This window comes from Bacillus pretiosus (genome assembly GCF_052947655.1).
On record NZ_CM129593.1, the window covers coordinates 2,705,824 to 2,723,604 of the forward strand.

21 protein-coding genes are annotated in these 17,781 nt (G+C 32.9%); 6 read left to right on the forward strand and 15 right to left on the reverse strand.

Annotated elements, in window-relative coordinates:
• Positions 1 to 94: 94 nt before the first annotated feature.
• The 10 genes from ACU8YW_RS13845 to recQ form a co-directional block, all read right to left on the reverse strand.
• On the reverse strand, positions 95 to 511 hold the full coding sequence (locus tag ACU8YW_RS13845) for a GNAT family N-acetyltransferase (RefSeq protein ID WP_426934256.1): 417 nt from the start codon (positions 509 to 511) through the stop codon (positions 95 to 97).
• Between the two features lie 32 nt (positions 512 to 543).
• Complete coding sequence (locus ACU8YW_RS13850; protein ID WP_088608831.1) at positions 544 to 915, reverse strand: hypothetical protein; 372 nt, start codon at positions 913 to 915, stop codon at positions 544 to 546.
• 163 nt (positions 916 to 1,078) lie between these two features.
• Positions 1,079 to 1,591 (reverse strand): GNAT family N-acetyltransferase, encoded by a 513-nt coding sequence (locus ACU8YW_RS13855; RefSeq protein ID WP_426934255.1) that lies wholly within the window; start codon positions 1,589 to 1,591, stop codon positions 1,079 to 1,081.
• Between the two features lie 29 nt (positions 1,592 to 1,620).
• Positions 1,621 to 2,622, reverse strand: a complete 1,002-nt coding sequence (locus tag ACU8YW_RS13860) for an HAAS signaling domain-containing protein (RefSeq protein ID WP_088608833.1) — start codon at positions 2,620 to 2,622, stop codon at positions 1,621 to 1,623.
• On the reverse strand, positions 2,609 to 2,956 hold the full coding sequence (locus ACU8YW_RS13865) for a PadR family transcriptional regulator (protein ID WP_048547374.1): 348 nt from the start codon (positions 2,954 to 2,956) through the stop codon (positions 2,609 to 2,611). Before ACU8YW_RS13865 ends, ACU8YW_RS13860 begins: the two co-directional genes overlap by 14 nt.
• Before the next feature lie 169 nt (positions 2,957 to 3,125).
• Positions 3,126 to 3,458: a DUF952 domain-containing protein gene (locus ACU8YW_RS13870; protein ID WP_097890109.1), complete on the reverse strand. Its 333-nt coding sequence runs from the start codon at positions 3,456 to 3,458 to the stop codon at positions 3,126 to 3,128.
• Positions 3,459 to 3,540: 82 nt separating this feature from the next.
• Positions 3,541 to 5,616, reverse strand: a complete 2,076-nt coding sequence (locus ACU8YW_RS13875; protein WP_087983855.1) for a HelD family protein — start codon at positions 5,614 to 5,616, stop codon at positions 3,541 to 3,543.
• Positions 5,617 to 5,732: 116 nt separating this feature from the next.
• Entirely contained in the window at positions 5,733 to 6,476 is a 744-nt protein-coding gene (locus tag ACU8YW_RS13880) for a class I SAM-dependent methyltransferase (protein WP_426934254.1), read from the reverse strand.
• 179 nt (positions 6,477 to 6,655) lie between these two features.
• Complete coding sequence (locus tag ACU8YW_RS13885) at positions 6,656 to 7,039, reverse strand: gamma-glutamylcyclotransferase family protein (RefSeq protein WP_075307402.1); 384 nt, start codon at positions 7,037 to 7,039, stop codon at positions 6,656 to 6,658.
• A gap of 26 nt (positions 7,040 to 7,065) precedes the next feature.
• The gene (recQ, locus tag ACU8YW_RS13890) at positions 7,066 to 9,183 is read right to left on the reverse strand and encodes a DNA helicase RecQ (protein WP_087983852.1); all 2,118 of its coding nucleotides are present in this window, start codon (positions 9,181 to 9,183) and stop codon (positions 7,066 to 7,068) included.
• A 284-nt stretch (positions 9,184 to 9,467) separates the two neighbouring features.
• On the opposite strand from recQ, the gene ACU8YW_RS13895 reads away from it, so the two are divergent.
• The 4 genes from ACU8YW_RS13895 (at position 9,468) to ACU8YW_RS13910 (ending at position 12,012) form a co-directional block, all read left to right on the forward strand.
• On the forward strand, positions 9,468 to 9,629 hold the full coding sequence (locus ACU8YW_RS13895; RefSeq protein ID WP_426934253.1) for a hypothetical protein: 162 nt from the start codon (positions 9,468 to 9,470) through the stop codon (positions 9,627 to 9,629).
• A gap of 682 nt (positions 9,630 to 10,311) precedes the next feature.
• Positions 10,312 to 10,935, forward strand: a complete 624-nt coding sequence (locus tag ACU8YW_RS13900) for an acetylglutamate kinase (RefSeq protein WP_446893959.1) — start codon at positions 10,312 to 10,314, stop codon at positions 10,933 to 10,935.
• Between the two features lie 129 nt (positions 10,936 to 11,064).
• Positions 11,065 to 11,421, forward strand: a complete 357-nt coding sequence (locus ACU8YW_RS13905) for a hypothetical protein (protein ID WP_000606238.1) — start codon at positions 11,065 to 11,067, stop codon at positions 11,419 to 11,421.
• Positions 11,422 to 11,559: 138 nt separating this feature from the next.
• Complete coding sequence (locus ACU8YW_RS13910; RefSeq protein ID WP_000877594.1) at positions 11,560 to 12,012, forward strand: hypothetical protein; 453 nt, start codon at positions 11,560 to 11,562, stop codon at positions 12,010 to 12,012.
• A gap of 2 nt (positions 12,013 to 12,014) precedes the next feature.
• Here the strand turns inward: ACU8YW_RS13910 and ACU8YW_RS13915 are convergent, their stop codons facing one another.
• Both ACU8YW_RS13915 and ACU8YW_RS13920 read right to left on the reverse strand, forming a co-directional pair.
• On the reverse strand, positions 12,015 to 12,287 hold the full coding sequence (locus ACU8YW_RS13915; protein ID WP_227557878.1) for a hypothetical protein: 273 nt from the start codon (positions 12,285 to 12,287) through the stop codon (positions 12,015 to 12,017).
• A 79-nt stretch (positions 12,288 to 12,366) separates the two neighbouring features.
• Complete coding sequence (locus tag ACU8YW_RS13920) at positions 12,367 to 13,479, reverse strand: RNA-guided endonuclease TnpB family protein (RefSeq protein ID WP_426934252.1); 1,113 nt, start codon at positions 13,477 to 13,479, stop codon at positions 12,367 to 12,369.
• A gap of 152 nt (positions 13,480 to 13,631) precedes the next feature.
• On the opposite strand from ACU8YW_RS13920, the gene ACU8YW_RS13925 reads away from it, so the two are divergent.
• Positions 13,632 to 13,952: a hypothetical protein gene (locus ACU8YW_RS13925; protein WP_241673951.1), complete on the forward strand. Its 321-nt coding sequence runs from the start codon at positions 13,632 to 13,634 to the stop codon at positions 13,950 to 13,952.
• 67 nt (positions 13,953 to 14,019) lie between these two features.
• Here the strand turns inward: ACU8YW_RS13925 and ACU8YW_RS13930 are convergent, their stop codons facing one another.
• Positions 14,020 to 14,469 carry a DUF6884 domain-containing protein gene (locus ACU8YW_RS13930; RefSeq protein WP_446893960.1) on the reverse strand — a complete coding sequence of 150 codons (450 nt, stop codon included), beginning with the start codon at positions 14,467 to 14,469 and terminating at the stop codon, positions 14,020 to 14,022.
• 20 nt (positions 14,470 to 14,489) lie between these two features.
• Entirely contained in the window at positions 14,490 to 15,695 is a 1,206-nt protein-coding gene (locus tag ACU8YW_RS13935; RefSeq protein ID WP_426934250.1) for a peptide ABC transporter permease, read from the reverse strand.
• A gap of 161 nt (positions 15,696 to 15,856) precedes the next feature.
• Here ACU8YW_RS13935 and ACU8YW_RS13940 point away from each other — a divergent pair, with 161 nt between their 5' ends.
• Complete coding sequence (locus ACU8YW_RS13940; protein ID WP_087983846.1) at positions 15,857 to 16,054, forward strand: DUF4017 family protein; 198 nt, start codon at positions 15,857 to 15,859, stop codon at positions 16,052 to 16,054.
• Between the two features lie 18 nt (positions 16,055 to 16,072).
• Here ACU8YW_RS13940 and ACU8YW_RS13945 read toward each other — a convergent pair whose 3' ends face one another.
• The gene (locus ACU8YW_RS13945) at positions 16,073 to 17,719 is read right to left on the reverse strand and encodes a M3 family oligoendopeptidase (RefSeq protein ID WP_426934249.1); all 1,647 of its coding nucleotides are present in this window, start codon (positions 17,717 to 17,719) and stop codon (positions 16,073 to 16,075) included.
• Positions 17,720 to 17,781 lie beyond the last annotated feature (62 nt).

Below are 17,781 nucleotides of genomic sequence, written 5' to 3' on the forward strand. Positions count from 1 at the left end.
TCAGCTTGAGTAGTTGCTATAAATTAAAAATAGCATCACCTTGTTTGGTGATGCTTTTAAAATCAATTTTTCTTCTAGAGCACGAATACTATTACTATAGCCGCTTCTCTAAAAAGTTTTGGCTATGTCCTTTAGGATGATCTTCAACAACACCATATTCTCGGTAGCCGTGCTTTTTATAAAAATCTGGCGCTTGAAAACTAAATGAATCTAATAATATTAATCTACACCCTTTTTCCTTCGCGATGTCTTCGATTTTATGTAACAGTTGACTGCCATAACCATCATGACGAACTGTTTCATCAACCCATAAAAAATCTATATGAAGATGATAAAAATACATCGTTCCTGTTACCCCACCAAATATTTTTCCATCCTCATCTTTTACTACAAAACTTACTTGCTCCATCGGCTGTTTTGCTTCATCCCTTAAAATCGACATGTTATATTGAATTACTTTATTTTTTATGTACTCTCCTTCAGTGCGAGTACCATTCTCTATGTGTTTCATATATTTCTCCATTTCAACTTAGTAAGCTATCTTTAATTTTTACTTTTTCTCTTTAAAATAGTAATAAACACGAATCCACCATAAGTAACAAAGCATGAAAAACCAATTATCCCTGGCACTGAAACATAGCCTATTCTTATATAACTTATAATTGCAAAACTAGCGATAGACAATAAAATAGATGGCCAAAATATAAGAGCTGTTTTGCTTCCTCTCTGTTTCGATGTACTTTCTTTCTCTTTAGAAATACGTGTGCCAAAAAGCAATACTATACAAATGAGGATTGCTGCAAAGTAAATCGTATCTAATGACAGATTATGATCATAAATCGCAATTCCAACTTCAATAGCGATAATCGTTAAAATTAATATGATGATTGTTGAAGTTTTTAAGTTTCGTTTCAATTTTCATACCTCTTTTTATATTGTTTTATCACATTCTTAAATTTCGATATAGAATATTAAAAACCTTTTTTGTTACATGATATTTATGCATACAATAAAAAAGATAGCATGAAATTTCCCCATGCTACCTTTCTAAAATACATAATTCGCATAACGCAAACATTTACTCTTCCGTAGGCTTTTTAGGACCATTAAGCTTCAATTGATAAAAAGCTAAATCTAACCACCTATTAAACTTATAACCAGCCTTCTTAATTGTCCCCGCATGAACAAATCCATAGTTTTCATGTAAGGCAATGCTTTTCTCATTTTCTGCATCAATTCCAGCAATTAAGGTCATATATTCCCTTTCTTTTGCAACTGTGATCAATGCTTGCATTAATGAAGTTCCTATCCCATTTTTTCTATATTCCTTATGAACGTACACAGAATGCTCAATTGAATATTTATAGGCAGGCCAAGCTCTAAACGGGCCAAATGTCGCAAATCCTACTATTTTATTATCTAATTCACATACTAAAATCGGATAGCCGTTAGCCTTTTTTTGTTCATACCAATCTATTCTATTTTCAAGGGTTACAGGTTTATACGTATAGACGGCTGTTGTATTCAATATAGCATCATTATAAATATCTAAAATGTATGTGACATCTTGTTTCCTTGCTTCCCTTATCATCACTTTCTTCCTTTCCTCTAATTTCACTCCTATATACGAATACGAGCTTTTCGGAAACCATCAAATATATTTAACGCAGCAGACAAAATGTAAATGATAATACCTCCACCAATTAACCACTTTTTAACTTCCTCTGGAGAAGTAGTAAACACATTTGCCACATACGTAATAAATCCTTCATTAAATAAGTGCGGATTTACTATAATTACAATGAATACTATTGTTCCAACTATTTGAAGAATAGCATTCCCGATTGCCAGCTTTTTCGTCCATTGTCCTTGTACTAACTTATAAAGAGATATACCTATTTCAAACACAATCACAATTACAACGATTGGCCAATACTGAAGTAACACCTCTTGATTAAAAGTTGCCGCGACAAACTTCAATCCGCTTTCTGTACCATGATATACACCTACAAGATGGTTCGCATAAAAATAAAGTGTTGCCCATATTGCCGTCCACATTAACCCCCCAAATACTTCGAACTTTGAGATCGACTTTTTCTTTGGAATATACGAAGTATTTTTCAAATCATCAGGCGTCCACTTTTTTAAACTTGTCGTCAACGGTTGAGTACCTTTGTCTTTATCTGTTCTTTCTAAAATTGCAAATACAAGTGTCAACCAGAAAAATACATGGAGGCCTACTTCGATAATTTCCCCAATTCCTTTACCTATCAGATTTAAAATAACATTTAATACCGCTTGCTCACCATCATATCCTACAAAATTTTCTGCAACCATTGCAATGAGTGCGATAACAGCTGCAATCGGTATGATCATTTTTAATAATGTCGTATATACATCAAAATAACGTGGTCCAATTAAATACATCGTCCTATCTAAGTACCCATTTGCCAATGAAACTGGACTCCCCAATTTTTCAAGAACTCTTTTTTCATCATCTTCATTATAATCATCAGGTAACATATCCTCGATTGTTGACCGTAGTTCAAGAATAATATCTTCACGATTTTTTTCAGGTAATCTCTTCGCTACTTCCTCGACGTAAATATCAATCAAATTCATTCTTGTCCTCCTCCTTTAATAATTTATAAAGTTCTTTCGAATCCTTTATCCATTCCTTTTTCAACTGCAAAAATATCTCTAATCCGTATTCACTTAAAATATAATACTTACGCGGTCTACTCTCCGTTTTATCCCAACTACTCGTCACTAGCTCCTGCTTTTCTAATCGGCGAAGTAGTGGATATAACGTACTTTGATCGATTGTAATCCCTGATTGCTCCAATAATTGGACAAGTGAATACCCATACTGCGGTGTTCTTAACTGGCTTAAAACCGCTAATGTTAATGTACCTCTTCTTAGTTCAGTAATTAACGAATTTAATAAAGCATCCATTCACTCACCTCATTTTCATTACTATATGTCATACAGTATGTGTTTTATACTATGTATCGTACAGTATTAATGTGATAAAAACAATACGTATTTACAAAAAATAGAAAATAAAAAAGCGCAAACTATATATTTTGTGCTTTTCTGGCTAATTTAAATGCTTATAACAATTTTAATTTTGTACCTCTTGTAATATAAACTCTCCTTTTTCTTTAATAAATGGGGTAACATTTACAACTGATTCAATATGAATTACTCCATATACATGCGGATATTCTTGACCGTTAGAAGCAAGTTCATATTTTATTTCTGCTTTTATTAAGGATCGATCAATTGTCAGTAATAAAACATCTTCTTCATGACTAAAATGTTTTTCAGCAACTTCTAAAGCTTGTTTTAAAAATGAACAATGAATAAATCCTTCTTCTTTTAGTGAAGTTTCATTAATTTCTCCATTTATCTTTGCGATTTCCCAATTTCTTTTTGTTATTACTTTTGTGATCATTGTTATTTTCTCTCCATGTCTTTATATAGAAAAACAAGAGGTTCTTCTTTTTGTTACTAGAAACGCCTCTTGTTTTTCATATTTATTTTATTCCTTTAATTAAAGGCGATGCTTCCCCGCTATGGAAAATCCATAAATCATGAAGTGACCTTGTACATCCGACATATAGTAACTTCGCATCATGTTTCATATTTTTATAATGTTCTTCATCAACATCGATTAATAGAACCGCATCAAATTCTAGCCCTTTTGCCAAGTATACAGGTACTACTGAAATACCACCTTCATATTTACTTTGATCTGCTTCAATGACGTTTACGGCCAATCCTGCTTTTGTTAATTTCTCATATATATCGCGACATTCATCTTCTGTTCTTCCTATTACCGCAATTGTTTTCACATCTTCGTTTTGTAGATGTTTTAACGTCTTCATAATCTCATTAAATTGATCTTCTGCATGGATTACCTTAACATTTTCACCACTGCGAAAAACTGGTGTTGCGAGCCCAACTGGAATCTCTGCGTTTTTAATTATTTCGTTCGCAAATTCTATAATTTCTTTTGTAGAACGATAACTTCTCGTCAGTTCATAATAACCTGTTTCTTGGAATACTTCCTTAAAAGCACCCCAATCTTCAATCCCTTGATAATCATAAATTGCTTGAGATAAATCACCTAATATGGTGAAAGAATTACCTAGTGTAATTTCTTTTAATACATACACTTGGAATGGTGAGAAATCTTGCGCTTCATCAATAACGACGTGATGGAATTTCTGTCCGATTTCAATACCTGTTATGCGGTGATGTAAGTAAATTAAAGCTGGTAAATCTTCTACATACACTTCTTTTTTACGACAACTCTTTTCAGTTTCTTTCACAAGTTCTTCAGGCAATACTTCGAGTATTTCTTTACTTTTCAATATTGAACTATAAAGTGAAAGTGGGCTCATTTTCGGCCAAAACTTCATATATGTGTTCAATCTCTTTGTCGCTTCTTTTTTTAATAATTTCTTCTCGTTTGTTTCTCCATACTTTTTCAGTTCAATTTCAATCCAGCGCTTCATTCGGCCGACTAATCTTTCTCTTCTTTTCTTTAATGGATAATGTTTATATTCAACTTGCATCCATTTTTTTATGTCTTCTACTGGAATAATAGCTTTGTCCCATGCCTCAAAATCACTTGTTGGTATTAATTCTTTTTCAAATTGAACCATTCTCTCTTCAATAAAGGACTTAAATTCCAGCGTGCCTTTCAATTTACCGAGCATAACCTTTTCTTCATCACGATTAATAGAAAAGGCTTCTTTCAACTTTTCTTCTGTTTGCTTTAGTTTCACAGAATCATCTAACGTACGTAATGCCCAATCTGGAAATGTTGTTTGACTAATATTCCCTACACCTAATTCAGGAAGCACACTCGAAATATAGTCTAAAAACAGACTATTCGGAGCGAATACAATCATTCTCTCAGCTTCTAATTGTTCACGATATTCATAAATTAAAAAAGCAAGGCGATGTAAAGCGATCGTTGTTTTTCCGCTTCCTGCAACCCCTTGAATTAATAATGGTAAGTTTCTTTCCGCACGAATAATATCGTTTTGCTCCGATTGTATTGTCGAAACAATATCCTTTAGTTTATTATCTTTATTCTCACCTAATCGATATAGAAGAAAATCATCGGCATGTGAGACATCTTCATTTCCTTTTACATATGTATCAACAACACGTTCTAGTTCTCTTTTTCGAATAGAGATGTTTCGCTTTAAATACACATCACCTTCTACTAATCCGTCTGGCGATTGATAAAATGCTAATTCATCTCCACCGGTAAATGAATAAAACATACTTGCAACAGGTGCCCGCCAATCTATTACAATTGGTTTCATTGTGTCTTTATGTGAAACACCTACTTTACCGATGTAGATCGGCATAACATCTTCCTTGCCATCCTCTTGAAAATCTAATCTTCCAAAGTACGGTTCTTGTACACCGATACGTAAATTTTGCCTATTAGATTCTCTCATACTTTCTAGAATTTGTTCTTTAAAATCATCTCCATAATAAACCGGAATGTTTTCGAGCTGTTCTAATTGATCATCCATCGTACGTAATGTATCTTTCATCCTTTGTAACTCTTCTTCAAAAATGTTGTTCATTTGATGATTCCCTCCTGTCCGTTCTAATTTTTCAGTCGAAATACAATTGTATTAAAAATCCATTTATAAAGTCAATAGTTTTAGTAAGAATTTTCTAAAATAAAGAAGAGTAGAGATTAATCTCTACTCTTCTTTATTTTAATTCGGTACGCCAAACATTCATTTAAAGTTGCTAATTCTTTATATTTTCGTTTTTCAAAATCATATGCTCCGCCTGGGAAGAACCCTACAATACTTAATCCAGCTTCAGCACATAGATTGCTAATCTCATCTACCGTATAACAACGTAAAGACTGTGTAACTATATCATTTGGATTATTAGGATGCCACCAATGATCTAACATTCTTTCATTTATACTATCATATTCGTATTTTCGCATAGCTGCACTTAAGGTCATTTCTTGTCCACTTACCTTTTTCCAATAAAGTGGTTGATAAATATCAATAAGTGCACATCCATCATCCTTCATCCAGTTTTTAATCCGTTTTAATAGAATCAATTGCTCATCATCTGATCCTACACCAAATCCGTCTAAATAACTAACAACATCAAACTTTTCTTCAAAATTAATTTTATAAAAATCAGCGCGATGAATATCTATATCATTAGTAGAATGTTCTTTTGCAAACATAACTAACTCTGGTACAAGCTCAACAGTAGTCATTTTTACTTGTAACTTAGACATCGCCCTTGCAAATCCACCATTTCCTGCTCCTAGTTCTAACATTGACTGAAATGGATGTCCAATTTGTTCTTGAACTTCTTTCGCAACCTGTTCTAACCAGCTTTCTGTATTAATATCGTAATTGGATAGTTCGAATTGTTTTTCGTAAAATTCTCTCACATCTAATTCATTCATTATTATTCTCCTCCTGCAATAGATTTTTCTTCTACAGGTGAGAAACTAAATTTCTGACACCCATGAAAAAAGGTTATTATTCTCTATATTTACAATTTTATCAAAATAATAAGAATTTTTAAAGTAACAATATAAAAAGCAGATAATGAATGATCCCACTATCTGCTCTATGGCTGCTATTATTTTTCTTGTTGATACTCTACCCAATCACCAGAAATGATAACTTTCTTTAACATCTCTTTATCTTGAGCGACATACACAAATGCACGTATTATTCTATCTCCTAAATAAATCGTTTCGGTGATTCGGTCATATAAATCACTTTCTGCATTACCTGTATATTCTTCAAGTTCATCTAATTTTTGCAGAACAACCTCATTTACTTCATAAACTTCTCCGTATACTTTGTCCTCATTTGAACAAATCATTGCCGGATACCCCTCGTTTGTATCAAATAATTTACCATACGTCCATGCTCCGTCTGCGATGCATATTGCACCTTGCATAAAATGAGCATTCGTTTGCTCTTTTCTTAATGTGCCATACACGAAAACGTGATGCATATATCCCCTATCCCCTTTATATATCTCTACTTTCTAAATTGTAAATATGCACGAATCATAAAGTAACTCACTTCATTTGGAAGTTGTTCCTTAATTGATTTCAGACCACCTTCTGCATTTTGCACGGCAGTTTCAATCAGTGATTCATATTCTGCAGGAACAAAACTGTTCCAGTCTATTTCCATTCCATCTTCAAAAGAGCGAATTAAATGATTTTCAATTGTTTGTCTTGATAAGCCACGTTCTTTCGCAATTTCATCTAGATCAATGCCTTGTTTATACATTTCATACGTTTCTAAATGAGAATTTGCTGAAGCTTTCCCTGACTTTTTCCGCTCTGTCACCACTTCTGTTTTAACTGTTTCAGCATAGTTTGGATTGTCCTTAATAAAGTGCTGAACTGCTTGTAAGAAGTGAGAACCATACTTCACAAGTTTATGTTCGCCGATCCCTTTCACAGTTAAAAGTTCAGAGTCACTTTGTGGCATTTTTGCACACATATCCTTCAACGTTTGATCAGAGAAAATAACGAATGGAGGTACACCTTCTCCTTGCGCAATTTCTTTACGTACTTCGCGAAGTACTTCAAATAAAGGATGATCTTGAACAATTTGTCTTGTCTCTACTCGTTCTTTACGTAAAACATTCTCTTTACCTAATAATACTTCTTTCCCTTTTTCCGTAACTTTTAATGTCGGATACGTACCATGTTCTACTGCAATTAACTCATCTGAAATTAGAAACTCAATAAATTCACTAACTTCTTTTACACTACGATTTGATAGTAACCCGTATGTTGGTAAAGTATGAAAATTAAATTCAATAACTTTCTTATTTTTCGAACCAGTTAAAACTTGTGCAATCATTTGTTTTCCAAATCGTTGGTTCGTTCTAATCATGCAAGATAGAACCATTTGTGATTCTCTCGTCACATCGATACTTTCCCGGTCGTCCGTACAATTTCCGCAGCGGCCACAATCTTCTTTCGGTTCTTCTCCAAAGTATTGCAAAATAAATGATTGTAAACATTGTTCTGTATGACAATAATCAGTCATATTTTGCAGTTTTTCAAGTTCATTTGAAAATCGAGATTCACCTGTCGATTGATCAATTAAAAAGCGCTGTACTTGCACATCCTGAGAAGAATATAGCAATATACACGCACTATCTAATCCGTCACGTCCAGCACGTCCTGCTTCTTGGTAATAACTTTCCATGTTTTTTGGCAGTTGATAATGGATAACGTAACGAATATTCGATTTATCAATCCCCATCCCGAATGCAGATGTCGCTACCATTACACTCACTTCATCACGTAAAAAGAGTTCTTGCTGCTCATTTCGATCGGTATCACTCATACCAGCATGGTATTTTGATACCGAAACTCCCGCTTTCATTAAATCTTCATACAACTGATCAACTACTTTTCTAGTAGCTGCATATATAATCCCAGATTCCTTTTGATTTTGACGAATATAATCCGCTAAATATGCATTACGATCTTGTCCTTTAATAACAGAAAATGATAAATTCTCGCGCTCAAACGTTGTCATAATCGTATTTTCTTGATTAATTCCAAGCGTGTTGCAAATATCTTCACGAACTTGTGGTGTTGCCGTCGCAGTTAAAGCTAATACAAGCGGCTTTTCTGGAAGATAATCTAATATGCGATGTATATGTAAATAACTTGGACGGAAATCATGTCCCCACTGCGAAATACAGTGCGCCTCATCAATTGCAATCATCGGGATTTTCATATCGATAAGTTGGTCAACAAACTCCATTGAATCAAGACGCTCAGGCGCTACATAAAGTAACTTATAATGTCCTTGTTTCGCTAATTGAATGCGTTGATTCGCTTCTGTAATTGAAATAGAACTATTAATATAAGTAGCTGAAATACCGTTTTGTACTAATGTATCTACTTGGTCTTTCATAAGTGAAATCAAAGGTGAAATAACTAATGTCGTTCCTTCGAATACTAATGCGGGAATTTGATAACAAATTGACTTACCACCACCCGTAGGCATAATACAAACCGTATCTTTCCCATCTAATACATTTTTAATTGTTTCATCTTGTCCTCTTCGGAATGACGAATAACCGAAATAAGACGCTAAAAGTTCTTGTGCTTTTGTAAACAAAAAAGAGTCACCTGCTTTTCTATATCTTTCATCTATTCCTATTATATCATCACTTATGCGTCATGAAAGTGATGAATACATGACTAACAACTTGCTTTTTCATTTTTTATGCTTTTCTACGTTTTAAAGGTTGTTTAGCAACGGTGTTTTAATGGCTATTTATGTTTATAAATTTTAAAACATAAATAAAGCACATATAAAATGAATTACAAAATAAATATACATTTTATTACCCTTCCTTGAATACTACTAATCTTATACATATGAATCCAGGAGGTTACTATATGAAGCAGCAGAATATTAGTTCCATCAAGCAGAAAACAGTACCGAACCAACTCCAATTTTCGAATCATGATGCGTGGAAATATGAATCGTATTATAAATACCAGCCATTATTTTCTTATAGAAAGCTTTTCCATCTTCTTTCTCAACTTTTTAAACGTTAATGTGTATGTGATATATTATCCATAATAATTTTCTCAATATATATCTTATAGACTCACTATAATACAGCTGTTATCATATGAAATATTCTGTTGGATAAACCCCTTAAGTTGACCTGCTTATAAAAGCAGGTCTTTTTTGATTATTATACATTTCAGTACACTTTTAGATACACTTGTATATCTTTTCTCAATTTTATAACCATACTCCACTCACAACAAATGATAATAGTAACGAGATGTAAAATATAAGTTCTTAACATTTATTGAAGTAATTCTTTTTTTCTCAATACACAAAACGAATTTCACTTATTACTATAAAAGTACTCCAGATGAGTTTTTGCTCATCAACATTATCTAGTTAACGGGATCTGCTGCGGGAAGCTGATCCCATTGACTTTATTAAAGATCCACTTTCATTTGGACACATTTACCAGGTTTTTTAAATAGAATTTTATGATAACATTACTTAGTCGAGTCCGACATCTCGGCAATACCCTTTTGAGGCTCTGCAACTTCCCTTGCAGAGCCTTGTTTATTTTTATATTCATTTTATTTGTATATACCACAATAAAATTCTGCATCTTTTTCCATATCAATTTCTGAAATTAATTTAGGACACGTAACTAAAAATAAATTCCAATCATACTTTGAGTTATACATGTTCAAAGGAGTGTTACCGTTTATGTATTCTTATTGGCAATCGTATTACTCCCCCTATCATAACCCTTATGTACACTTTGATACATCTGTACGTAATTACCGAATTAGTAAAAACGAGAACTTTTTAAAAGGTTATATGCGTTCTTTATGGGAACAACATGTCGCTTGGACGAGATTAGCTATTATTAGTATTGTCTTTAATTTACCAGACGTAAACGTTACAGTTGGGCGACTTCTTCAAAATGCAACACATATGGGACTGTCACTTGAACCATTCTATGGTGAAGATGCTGTAAAAAAATATAGTGCACTAATTAAAGATCACTTAGTCATTGCAGCGGATCTAGTTAAAGCCGCAAAAGCAGGTGATCAAAATGCAGCTGCCGCTATAGAGAAAAAATGGTACGCTAATGGTGATCAAATTGTGGCGTTTCTTACTAGCATCAACCCATATATAGAAAAAGAAGAATTCAGAAAAATGTTTTATGAACATTTAGCACTTACGAAAGCAGAAGCGCTTGCCTTCCTAAATAAAGATTTTGAAGCAAGCGTAAAACTATACGATAAAATTGAAAAAGAAGCATTAGAAATGGCTGATATGCTAACAAATGCAATCGTAAAACAATTCCCACAAGTGTTTCAATAATAATAAGCCGATTTGAAAAAACAAATCGGCTTATAAAACTTTCTACCAATGAAATTTCACCTCTCCTCTTTACATTTAACGTATATCGATATATTTTATTAATATCCGTTTTTTATAGGAGGAAATCTTTTGATTAACGCCATTGGTCTCGTATTTATCCTCACAAATAAACACGAGAAAAAGAAGAAAGTTTATCTGAATGAAAAATTCGCATTAATAGACATTATTGATTCTAAAGAAGTAATTGATGATGAAGGGAACTCACTAGTAGAACTAACATGTAAATACAGTATTTATCTAGATGAAAAATATTACTGTAAATCTCTCGATGATTATACTGGACAAGTATTTCCGTTCTTGAGCGCTAAAATAGGAAAAGGTCTTCTCAGAAACTTAAATTACTATTTCTCTTACGTTGATGCCTATGATAAAAAACCACCCGTTAAAGAAATTAGGCCACTTATGAAACAAGTAACGAACAGATAGCAAAAAATACTAAAAAAAGAAAGCATCTAACTTCGGATGCTTTCTTTTTTGAATCCAGAACTCATTAACTTCTATCCTTCTTCTAAAAGTATGTATCTAGGCATACTTTTAATTAAAAACATTGGAGGATTAAACTAAATGAAATACTCAGAAACGATTGTTAGTAAACGGCTTCGAACACTTAAAATATCTAGTATATTTATTATGCTAGTTTTAATTGGATGGCTTGGATATACAAAATTACTTTATGAAAACGGATTTCTTCAAGAAAAGAAACTTTCAGTTGAAGTAATGAATACTAGTATTACAGGTGAAATTGAACAAAGTTTCCATGTAAACTTACAAGGTTACCGTAAAACAGACGTTGATACTATTATAGATGCAAGTAAAACCGATCCGAGCGAACTATCTTTAATTGAGATTATCAATACATCTTGTTCACGAGATTGCATAGGTGAACCATTGGCATATGTAAACTCAAACGATGGATATATCTTTTATAAGGAGTCTACCGGAACTAATGTTGCTTTAAAAATCAAAAAACAAGACTCGTGGGAAATCGTAAAAAAATCTGTTCAAGACGGAATATAACATTAGAAAGTTAAAGAGTACGTAACGTACTCTTTTTTATTATTAATACTCTTCATGTTTACAATGACATTTCGGTTTCTCTTTACAATTACATTTTTCACAATCACACTTCGGTTTTTCCTTACAGCAACACTGATCACAATCGCAGTTTGGTTTCTCTTTGCAACGACATTCGTGACAATTCCTGCATTTACATCCACATCTTCCGAACAGTGAACTACCCACCACTTAGTACCTCTTACGAGCTTACTTGAAGTAGGGGCTTCTCGGTTCATCGCTACTTTTGATAGCTAACGAATTTGTCCTAGAACAGCCGAGCTAACTCCCTTGTTCCAAAGGTTATTTTGTCACTATTTATGCCAACACTAATAAGCGGATGGCTTCTTTTTTGATATTGATCGCTGCGTTATAGTCACGACTGATTGTGAGTCCACACGAACACGCATAGGTGCGTTCACATAATGGCATTTCTTTTTTATTTCCACAATTACTACACATCTTTGTAGAAGGAAACCATTTATCTATTTTTACAAGCTGTTTTCCTTGTTCTTGTAGCTTATATGCTAAAAATGTCGTGAACATCCTCCAACCGTTGTCCGCTACACTCTTACCAAATCTAAGTGCTCGTGACATTCCTTTCATATGTAAGTCTTCGATTGCTACAACGTCAAAACTCGTAGCTAATTCTTTAGACTTATGATGAAGAAAATTTTTACGTTGATTGGCGATCTTTTCATGCAATTTCGCTACACGAATGCGTTGTTTATTCCAGCGCTCTGAACCTTTCACACGTCTTGCTAATACTCGTTGTGCCTTCGCTAATTTCTCTAACATCTGACGATAAAAGCGAGGATAATTGGCTTTCTCATCTTCGCTACTCACATACAATTCAGCCATTGCGAAGTCTAATCCAACTACAGTTTGTACTTCTTTTTGTACAATCTCTTTTTCATATTCAGTCAAGATGGACACATAGTATTTACCAGTAGGTGTCATCGAAATCGTACACGATTTGATGATATGTTTTGGCGGGATTTCTCTATGTTGCTTCAGTTTCACCATTTTCAACTTTGGTAATTTGATATAACCATGAAATAACATAATATTTCCGTTTACTCGATTCGTTGTATAGGATTTTCTACTCTTTTTACTTTTGAATGTAGGAAAATCACTTTGACCACTAAAAAAATTCTTATACGCAGTTTGCAAGTTTAATTGCGCGTTGGCCAAAGCTAAGGAATCGACTTCTTTCAACCATTCATACTGCGCCTTGTATTTCGCAGGAGTAGGGAATTTTTGTTTCTTCAGTTCTTCCTTGTTCTCTTTATATTTTTCATATACTTCTATTCGTTCAGCCAGCATTTTGTTATACACAAAACGTACACACCCGAAGGTTTTTCGTATGAGACGTGCTTGTTCTTCTGTCGGATACAGACGAAATTTATACGCCTTATTCTGCTTTGGCATATCCATTCACCTCATTTTCCGCTTCATATTCCATAAGCTATGACGGTGATCACACAACCTGAACACTACAAGATTATTATCTACTTTCATTGTTATACCAAAATCCCCCTCTTATTGAAGTAAATCAAGAGCAAGACCATAATGGTTATAAAATGATTGTTAAAAAAATTGAAATTGCTGATAAAGAAACACGAGTATATTTCACGGCTAAAAATGATGCAACTGCAGCGTTTAATTTCTACGATTTTAACTCCAAATTAATCGTAAATGGTCAACAACTAGAATACCAAGACAACTATGAAGCAAAATATCCTAAAATCCCACAAGGCATGATGCCTGGCGTAACTAGTGATGCTGTTTTAACATTCCCTAAACTCCCAATTGAGCAAGGTGAATTGCAATTAATACTAGAAGGTTCGAGTGAAAATTATGATATAACTCTTGAACCATTTAACTATAAAATTAAGTTTTAAATAATAAAATCGACTCTTTTTTGAGTCGATTTTATTATTTACCATTGAAACACCAATTACTTTTCTACTATAGTTCCTTCCCTTCCCCAACAACCCCTTTCAACCTCTGCAACATATACCCAATCCCTTTACATCCTGCTAACGGATACGTAATAATTTCTTCTGCATATAATTGTGTCACTACTTTCTTATGCTTCTTGCCTGCAAGTAAAACGATTTCATCAAACTGATGTAAGTCTTTTTCAATCATCTGTTGTTTTAATTGTTCCACGCTAATAATCTCATCGCTCTTTGAATCAAAGGCAAGGTCATAGTTTTCTAGAACAATATCATTTGGTCTTAAAAATCCATGCTTCGCCGATAAGATAACCCAATTCTCGAAAAACATAGTTGCATATGCCTGACATGCTTTTCCGAATGGACTAATATATACATCTTTTGCCTCCATCGATCCGTAATCTGGATACTTATCACAAATCTTCTTTTTCCCGCATGGAATTATGCATAACCTTTTCATTTAAATTTCTTACCTCTCTTCTAACTTTTTAAATATAAAAATATAGAATTCTCTACTTCTTCATACTCACCTTCTATATCTCCAATCCCCACTACGTTCCATCCATTATTTGTTTCTATCGGTTTTTCATTCATTATAATATGAACTTGTTTCATATTTTTAAAATCTTCTTCAAAAGATGCTAAAACAGGTTGATCTATCATATATGTTTTATTATGTATACTCACACTTAAAAAGGTTTTATGTAATGCTTTATTTCCGTTTAAATTTACATTCATTGGATTAAACATGTTTAATTTCATATTACCTACAATATACAGATGATACCCTTTTTCTTTATAGAATTGTTTAAAATCCTTGTCTCTTTCGTTTTGAACAAAATGAAGGATTTGCTTCGTTTCTTTACTTATTGCAATTTCATTATTAAAACTCAAATCCACATTTATATTTTGTTTTAAAAAGGCATATAACGATTTATCACTATTAAAGAAGCTCGTTTTCCAGTTAGGAAGGATTTCATCTAATAATAAACATAAAAGCATTCCTGAGCTATAGCAGCTCTTCCTAATGTTATAATTAGCTTCATATGCATCTAAAATAAATCCGCTATATTTTCGTAATGTTTCGCTTTCATCCTTTTCACATATTGCATTGTAAGCGTTCATTTCTACATACCAAGCAGGCCCCTCTATACTTTCAACCATACACTCATATGTTATAAACTCTTCTTTCATAAAACTAGTTCTTTGCTCTCTTAGTTCAATAAATTGCTTAATATAATTATATTTCTCAGCTTGTGACTTACAATGCACAGCATCATATAAACACATTCGTTCATTATTTCTATATCCTATATTTTCTTCTAATATAGGATATAGAAATCCTAGAGATTCATTTGGAAATCTACTTTCTTTATTCAAATATTGATAGCAATGAAAAAGTTCATGCACCACAATCGCAAGTAAACTTTCATAATCTTTATGCCTATTCATATTCACGATGGCAGTTGGATAATCTTTTAATAAGATACATGTATCAGCCTTAAATTGGTCATCTCGCTTTAAAACGGCATACTCACCATCATCTTTCAAAAATAATGGATGATGAAATACATACACATGCTCATCATTATATAATGCAAATGCAGCCCTATTAAAACCAGGCCAAAGCGTATTCAATAATTCTATACTTACATCTTTCTTTATTCGATTTAATATATTGTTCATTATATGTAACACCCCTATATCATTCTACATACACCTATTCTATTCCACTTAATAACAACCCTTTTATTTACATAAATGTTAGAAAAACATATATCTTTTCTCAAACCATAATGTATTATACAAATATACATGTGATGATTTTATGAAAAGGAGGTGAACAAATGAAAAATATAATCCCTGCGCTAGTACTCTATATTATCGTTTGCGTAATCGCTATGATTGCTCCAGCATCTGAAGGCTATAATCATGTTGGCTGGAAATTGTTTGTTGGGCAAGCATATGCTATACCTATTTTCCTCATTACTGCAATTATTACATTTTATATAAACAAGAAAAAATCTACGAACAAACAGTTATAAGGATAGCAAATGCTATCCTTATTTTAATTCATTTATTAGATCAAAAATTACACTTGCAGTACTTTCTATCCTTTCTTCCGAAAAGTCAAACGTAACACCTGTTTTTTCATATATTTCTTGTATAGATAAATTCCAATCTGCATTCGCTCCCTCTTTAAAGAAAGCAATCGCTTTTTTTGGATCCTCTCGATAAATTTGAAACAATTGCATTGCTCCTATTTGCGCAATTGCGTATTCAATTTTATAGAAAGGAAACTGAACATAATGAAATGACTCTAACCAGCTTGCACCGATTTCATCTTCTAATCCTACAATATTGACTGGTGAATATTGATACCTTTTACATACTTCAGCGTATTTCTTATCACGTTCTTCTGATGTATGGTTTGGATTTGTATAGATCCAGTGCTGGAATACATCTCCTGCAATTGACGACATTAATAAAGACAAAGCACGATATAATTGTACGCGCTGCACTTCTTTATATTCATCCTCTTGCTTATAAAAGATATTGAGCTTATCCATTACTAGCAACTCAAGACCTAGGGAATAAAGCTCAGCTACCTCTTCACGAAGATACCTTTCTTGCATGCTACTATCATTGTTAAATTGTTTATAAAAATGAAATGCATGCCCCACTTCATGTATTAGCGCGTTAATTGTATAAAATGATGGACTAAAATTAGAATACACAAAAACCTCTTTACTATGAGGAAAGGTAAAACAAGCAGCTCCCGGTGCTTTATTTTCACGCTCTTCTACGTCAATTAATCCCGTTTTTCGTATATGAATAAATTTCTCATAAAAATATAAATCTGTCTTCCGAAATATTTCTTCCACCCCATTCAATAAATCAATAGCATTTTGGAATGGAGCTTTTGGTAATTTACATGGAGTAAGGTCCCAAGGGCAATATTTTTTTACACCGAGATTGTTTTTAGAAAGAATCCCCAACTGTTCCCATATTGGTACAACATACTTTTCTATAGATTCATGAAGCTTATAACACTCTTTAATACTATAATCTCTATTTTTTTGTTTAAAAGCATACTCACTATAATTATTAAATCCTGCATTTAAAGCGATCTCATTCCGCAATTGTATGAGTTCATTCATAATACAATCTATTTCTATTTTCACTATACTTCTTGCTTCACATAAAGCGAACCAAGCTTTTTCGCGAATAGCTCTATTGGGGTTATCTAGTTTTGCTTTTACGTATGCATACGTCTTTTGCTCTCCTTCCCAATTAATAGATATGTTAGACATTATTTCTCTATATTTCGTAATAAGCTTTTGCTCTTTAATGGAAAGAGCAATATTCTTGTCATTAAACATTTTACTTTTTACCAATCTTGCTTTTTTCATAAAACCGTATTTCTGCTCATTTAATAAGTCGGAAAACGGAGACTTTCTAAATTTCTGGTCAAATTTCGCATTGTATCTTTTTAAAAGTGGTTGAATTGTATTTTGATTATACATATGTAAATTACGTTTATTTCTGTCATTTGTATCTCTATACGTGGCAATTAAACTACTTGTTATCTCCTCTTCTATTTCAGCGGTTACACGCAGTTCATCCAAAAGCCAACTCTCTAATTCTGAAACAGAAGTAATATTTCGCTCTAAAAGTGACTGTAATTTACTCTCCAAATCATTAAGCATACACAATCCTCCTGTTTTAAAATTTTAATTTTCTGTTTTTTAGAGATAGAAAAGGACAAGTA

Coding starts and splice junctions, on each gene's coding strand:
- ACU8YW_RS13860 (WP_088608833.1), bottom strand. CDS start 2,622: ATGAATTTGATTGATATTTACGTCGAGGAAGTAGCGAAGAGATTACCT.
- ACU8YW_RS13855 (WP_426934255.1), bottom strand. CDS start 1,591: ATGATAAGGGAAGCAAGGAAACAAGATGTCACATACATTTTAGATATT.
- ACU8YW_RS13920 (WP_426934252.1), bottom strand. CDS start 13,479: ATGCCAAAGCAGAATAAGGCGTATAAATTTCGTCTGTATCCGACAGAA.
- ACU8YW_RS13935 (WP_426934250.1), bottom strand. CDS start 15,695: ATGAACAATATATTAAATCGAATAAAGAAAGATGTAAGTATAGAATTA.
- ACU8YW_RS13870 (WP_097890109.1), bottom strand. CDS start 3,458: ATGATCACAAAAGTAATAACAAAAAGAAATTGGGAAATCGCAAAGATA.
- ACU8YW_RS13910 (WP_000877594.1), top strand. CDS start 11,560: ATGAAATACTCAGAAACGATTGTTAGTAAACGGCTTCGAACACTTAAA.
- ACU8YW_RS13880 (WP_426934254.1), bottom strand. CDS start 6,476: ATGAATGAATTAGATGTGAGAGAATTTTACGAAAAACAATTCGAACTA.
- ACU8YW_RS13900 (WP_446893959.1), top strand. CDS start 10,312: ATGTATTCTTATTGGCAATCGTATTACTCCCCCTATCATAACCCTTAT.
- ACU8YW_RS13895 (WP_426934253.1), top strand. CDS start 9,468: ATGAAGCAGCAGAATATTAGTTCCATCAAGCAGAAAACAGTACCGAAC.
- ACU8YW_RS13940 (WP_087983846.1), top strand. CDS start 15,857: ATGAAAAATATAATCCCTGCGCTAGTACTCTATATTATCGTTTGCGTA.
- ACU8YW_RS13945 (WP_426934249.1), bottom strand. CDS start 17,719: ATGCTTAATGATTTGGAGAGTAAATTACAGTCACTTTTAGAGCGAAAT.
- ACU8YW_RS13875 (WP_087983855.1), bottom strand. CDS start 5,616: ATGAACAACATTTTTGAAGAAGAGTTACAAAGGATGAAAGATACATTA.
- ACU8YW_RS13885 (WP_075307402.1), bottom strand. CDS start 7,039: ATGCATCACGTTTTCGTGTATGGCACATTAAGAAAAGAGCAAACGAAT.
- ACU8YW_RS13845 (WP_426934256.1), bottom strand. CDS start 511: ATGAAACACATAGAGAATGGTACTCGCACTGAAGGAGAGTACATAAAA.
- ACU8YW_RS13925 (WP_241673951.1), top strand. CDS start 13,632: ATGATTGTTAAAAAAATTGAAATTGCTGATAAAGAAACACGAGTATAT.
- ACU8YW_RS13865 (WP_048547374.1), bottom strand. CDS start 2,956: ATGGATGCTTTATTAAATTCGTTAATTACTGAACTAAGAAGAGGTACA.
- ACU8YW_RS13930 (WP_446893960.1), bottom strand. CDS start 14,469: ATGAAAAGGTTATGCATAATTCCATGCGGGAAAAAGAAGATTTGTGAT.
- ACU8YW_RS13915 (WP_227557878.1), bottom strand. CDS start 12,287: ATGAACCGAGAAGCCCCTACTTCAAGTAAGCTCGTAAGAGGTACTAAG.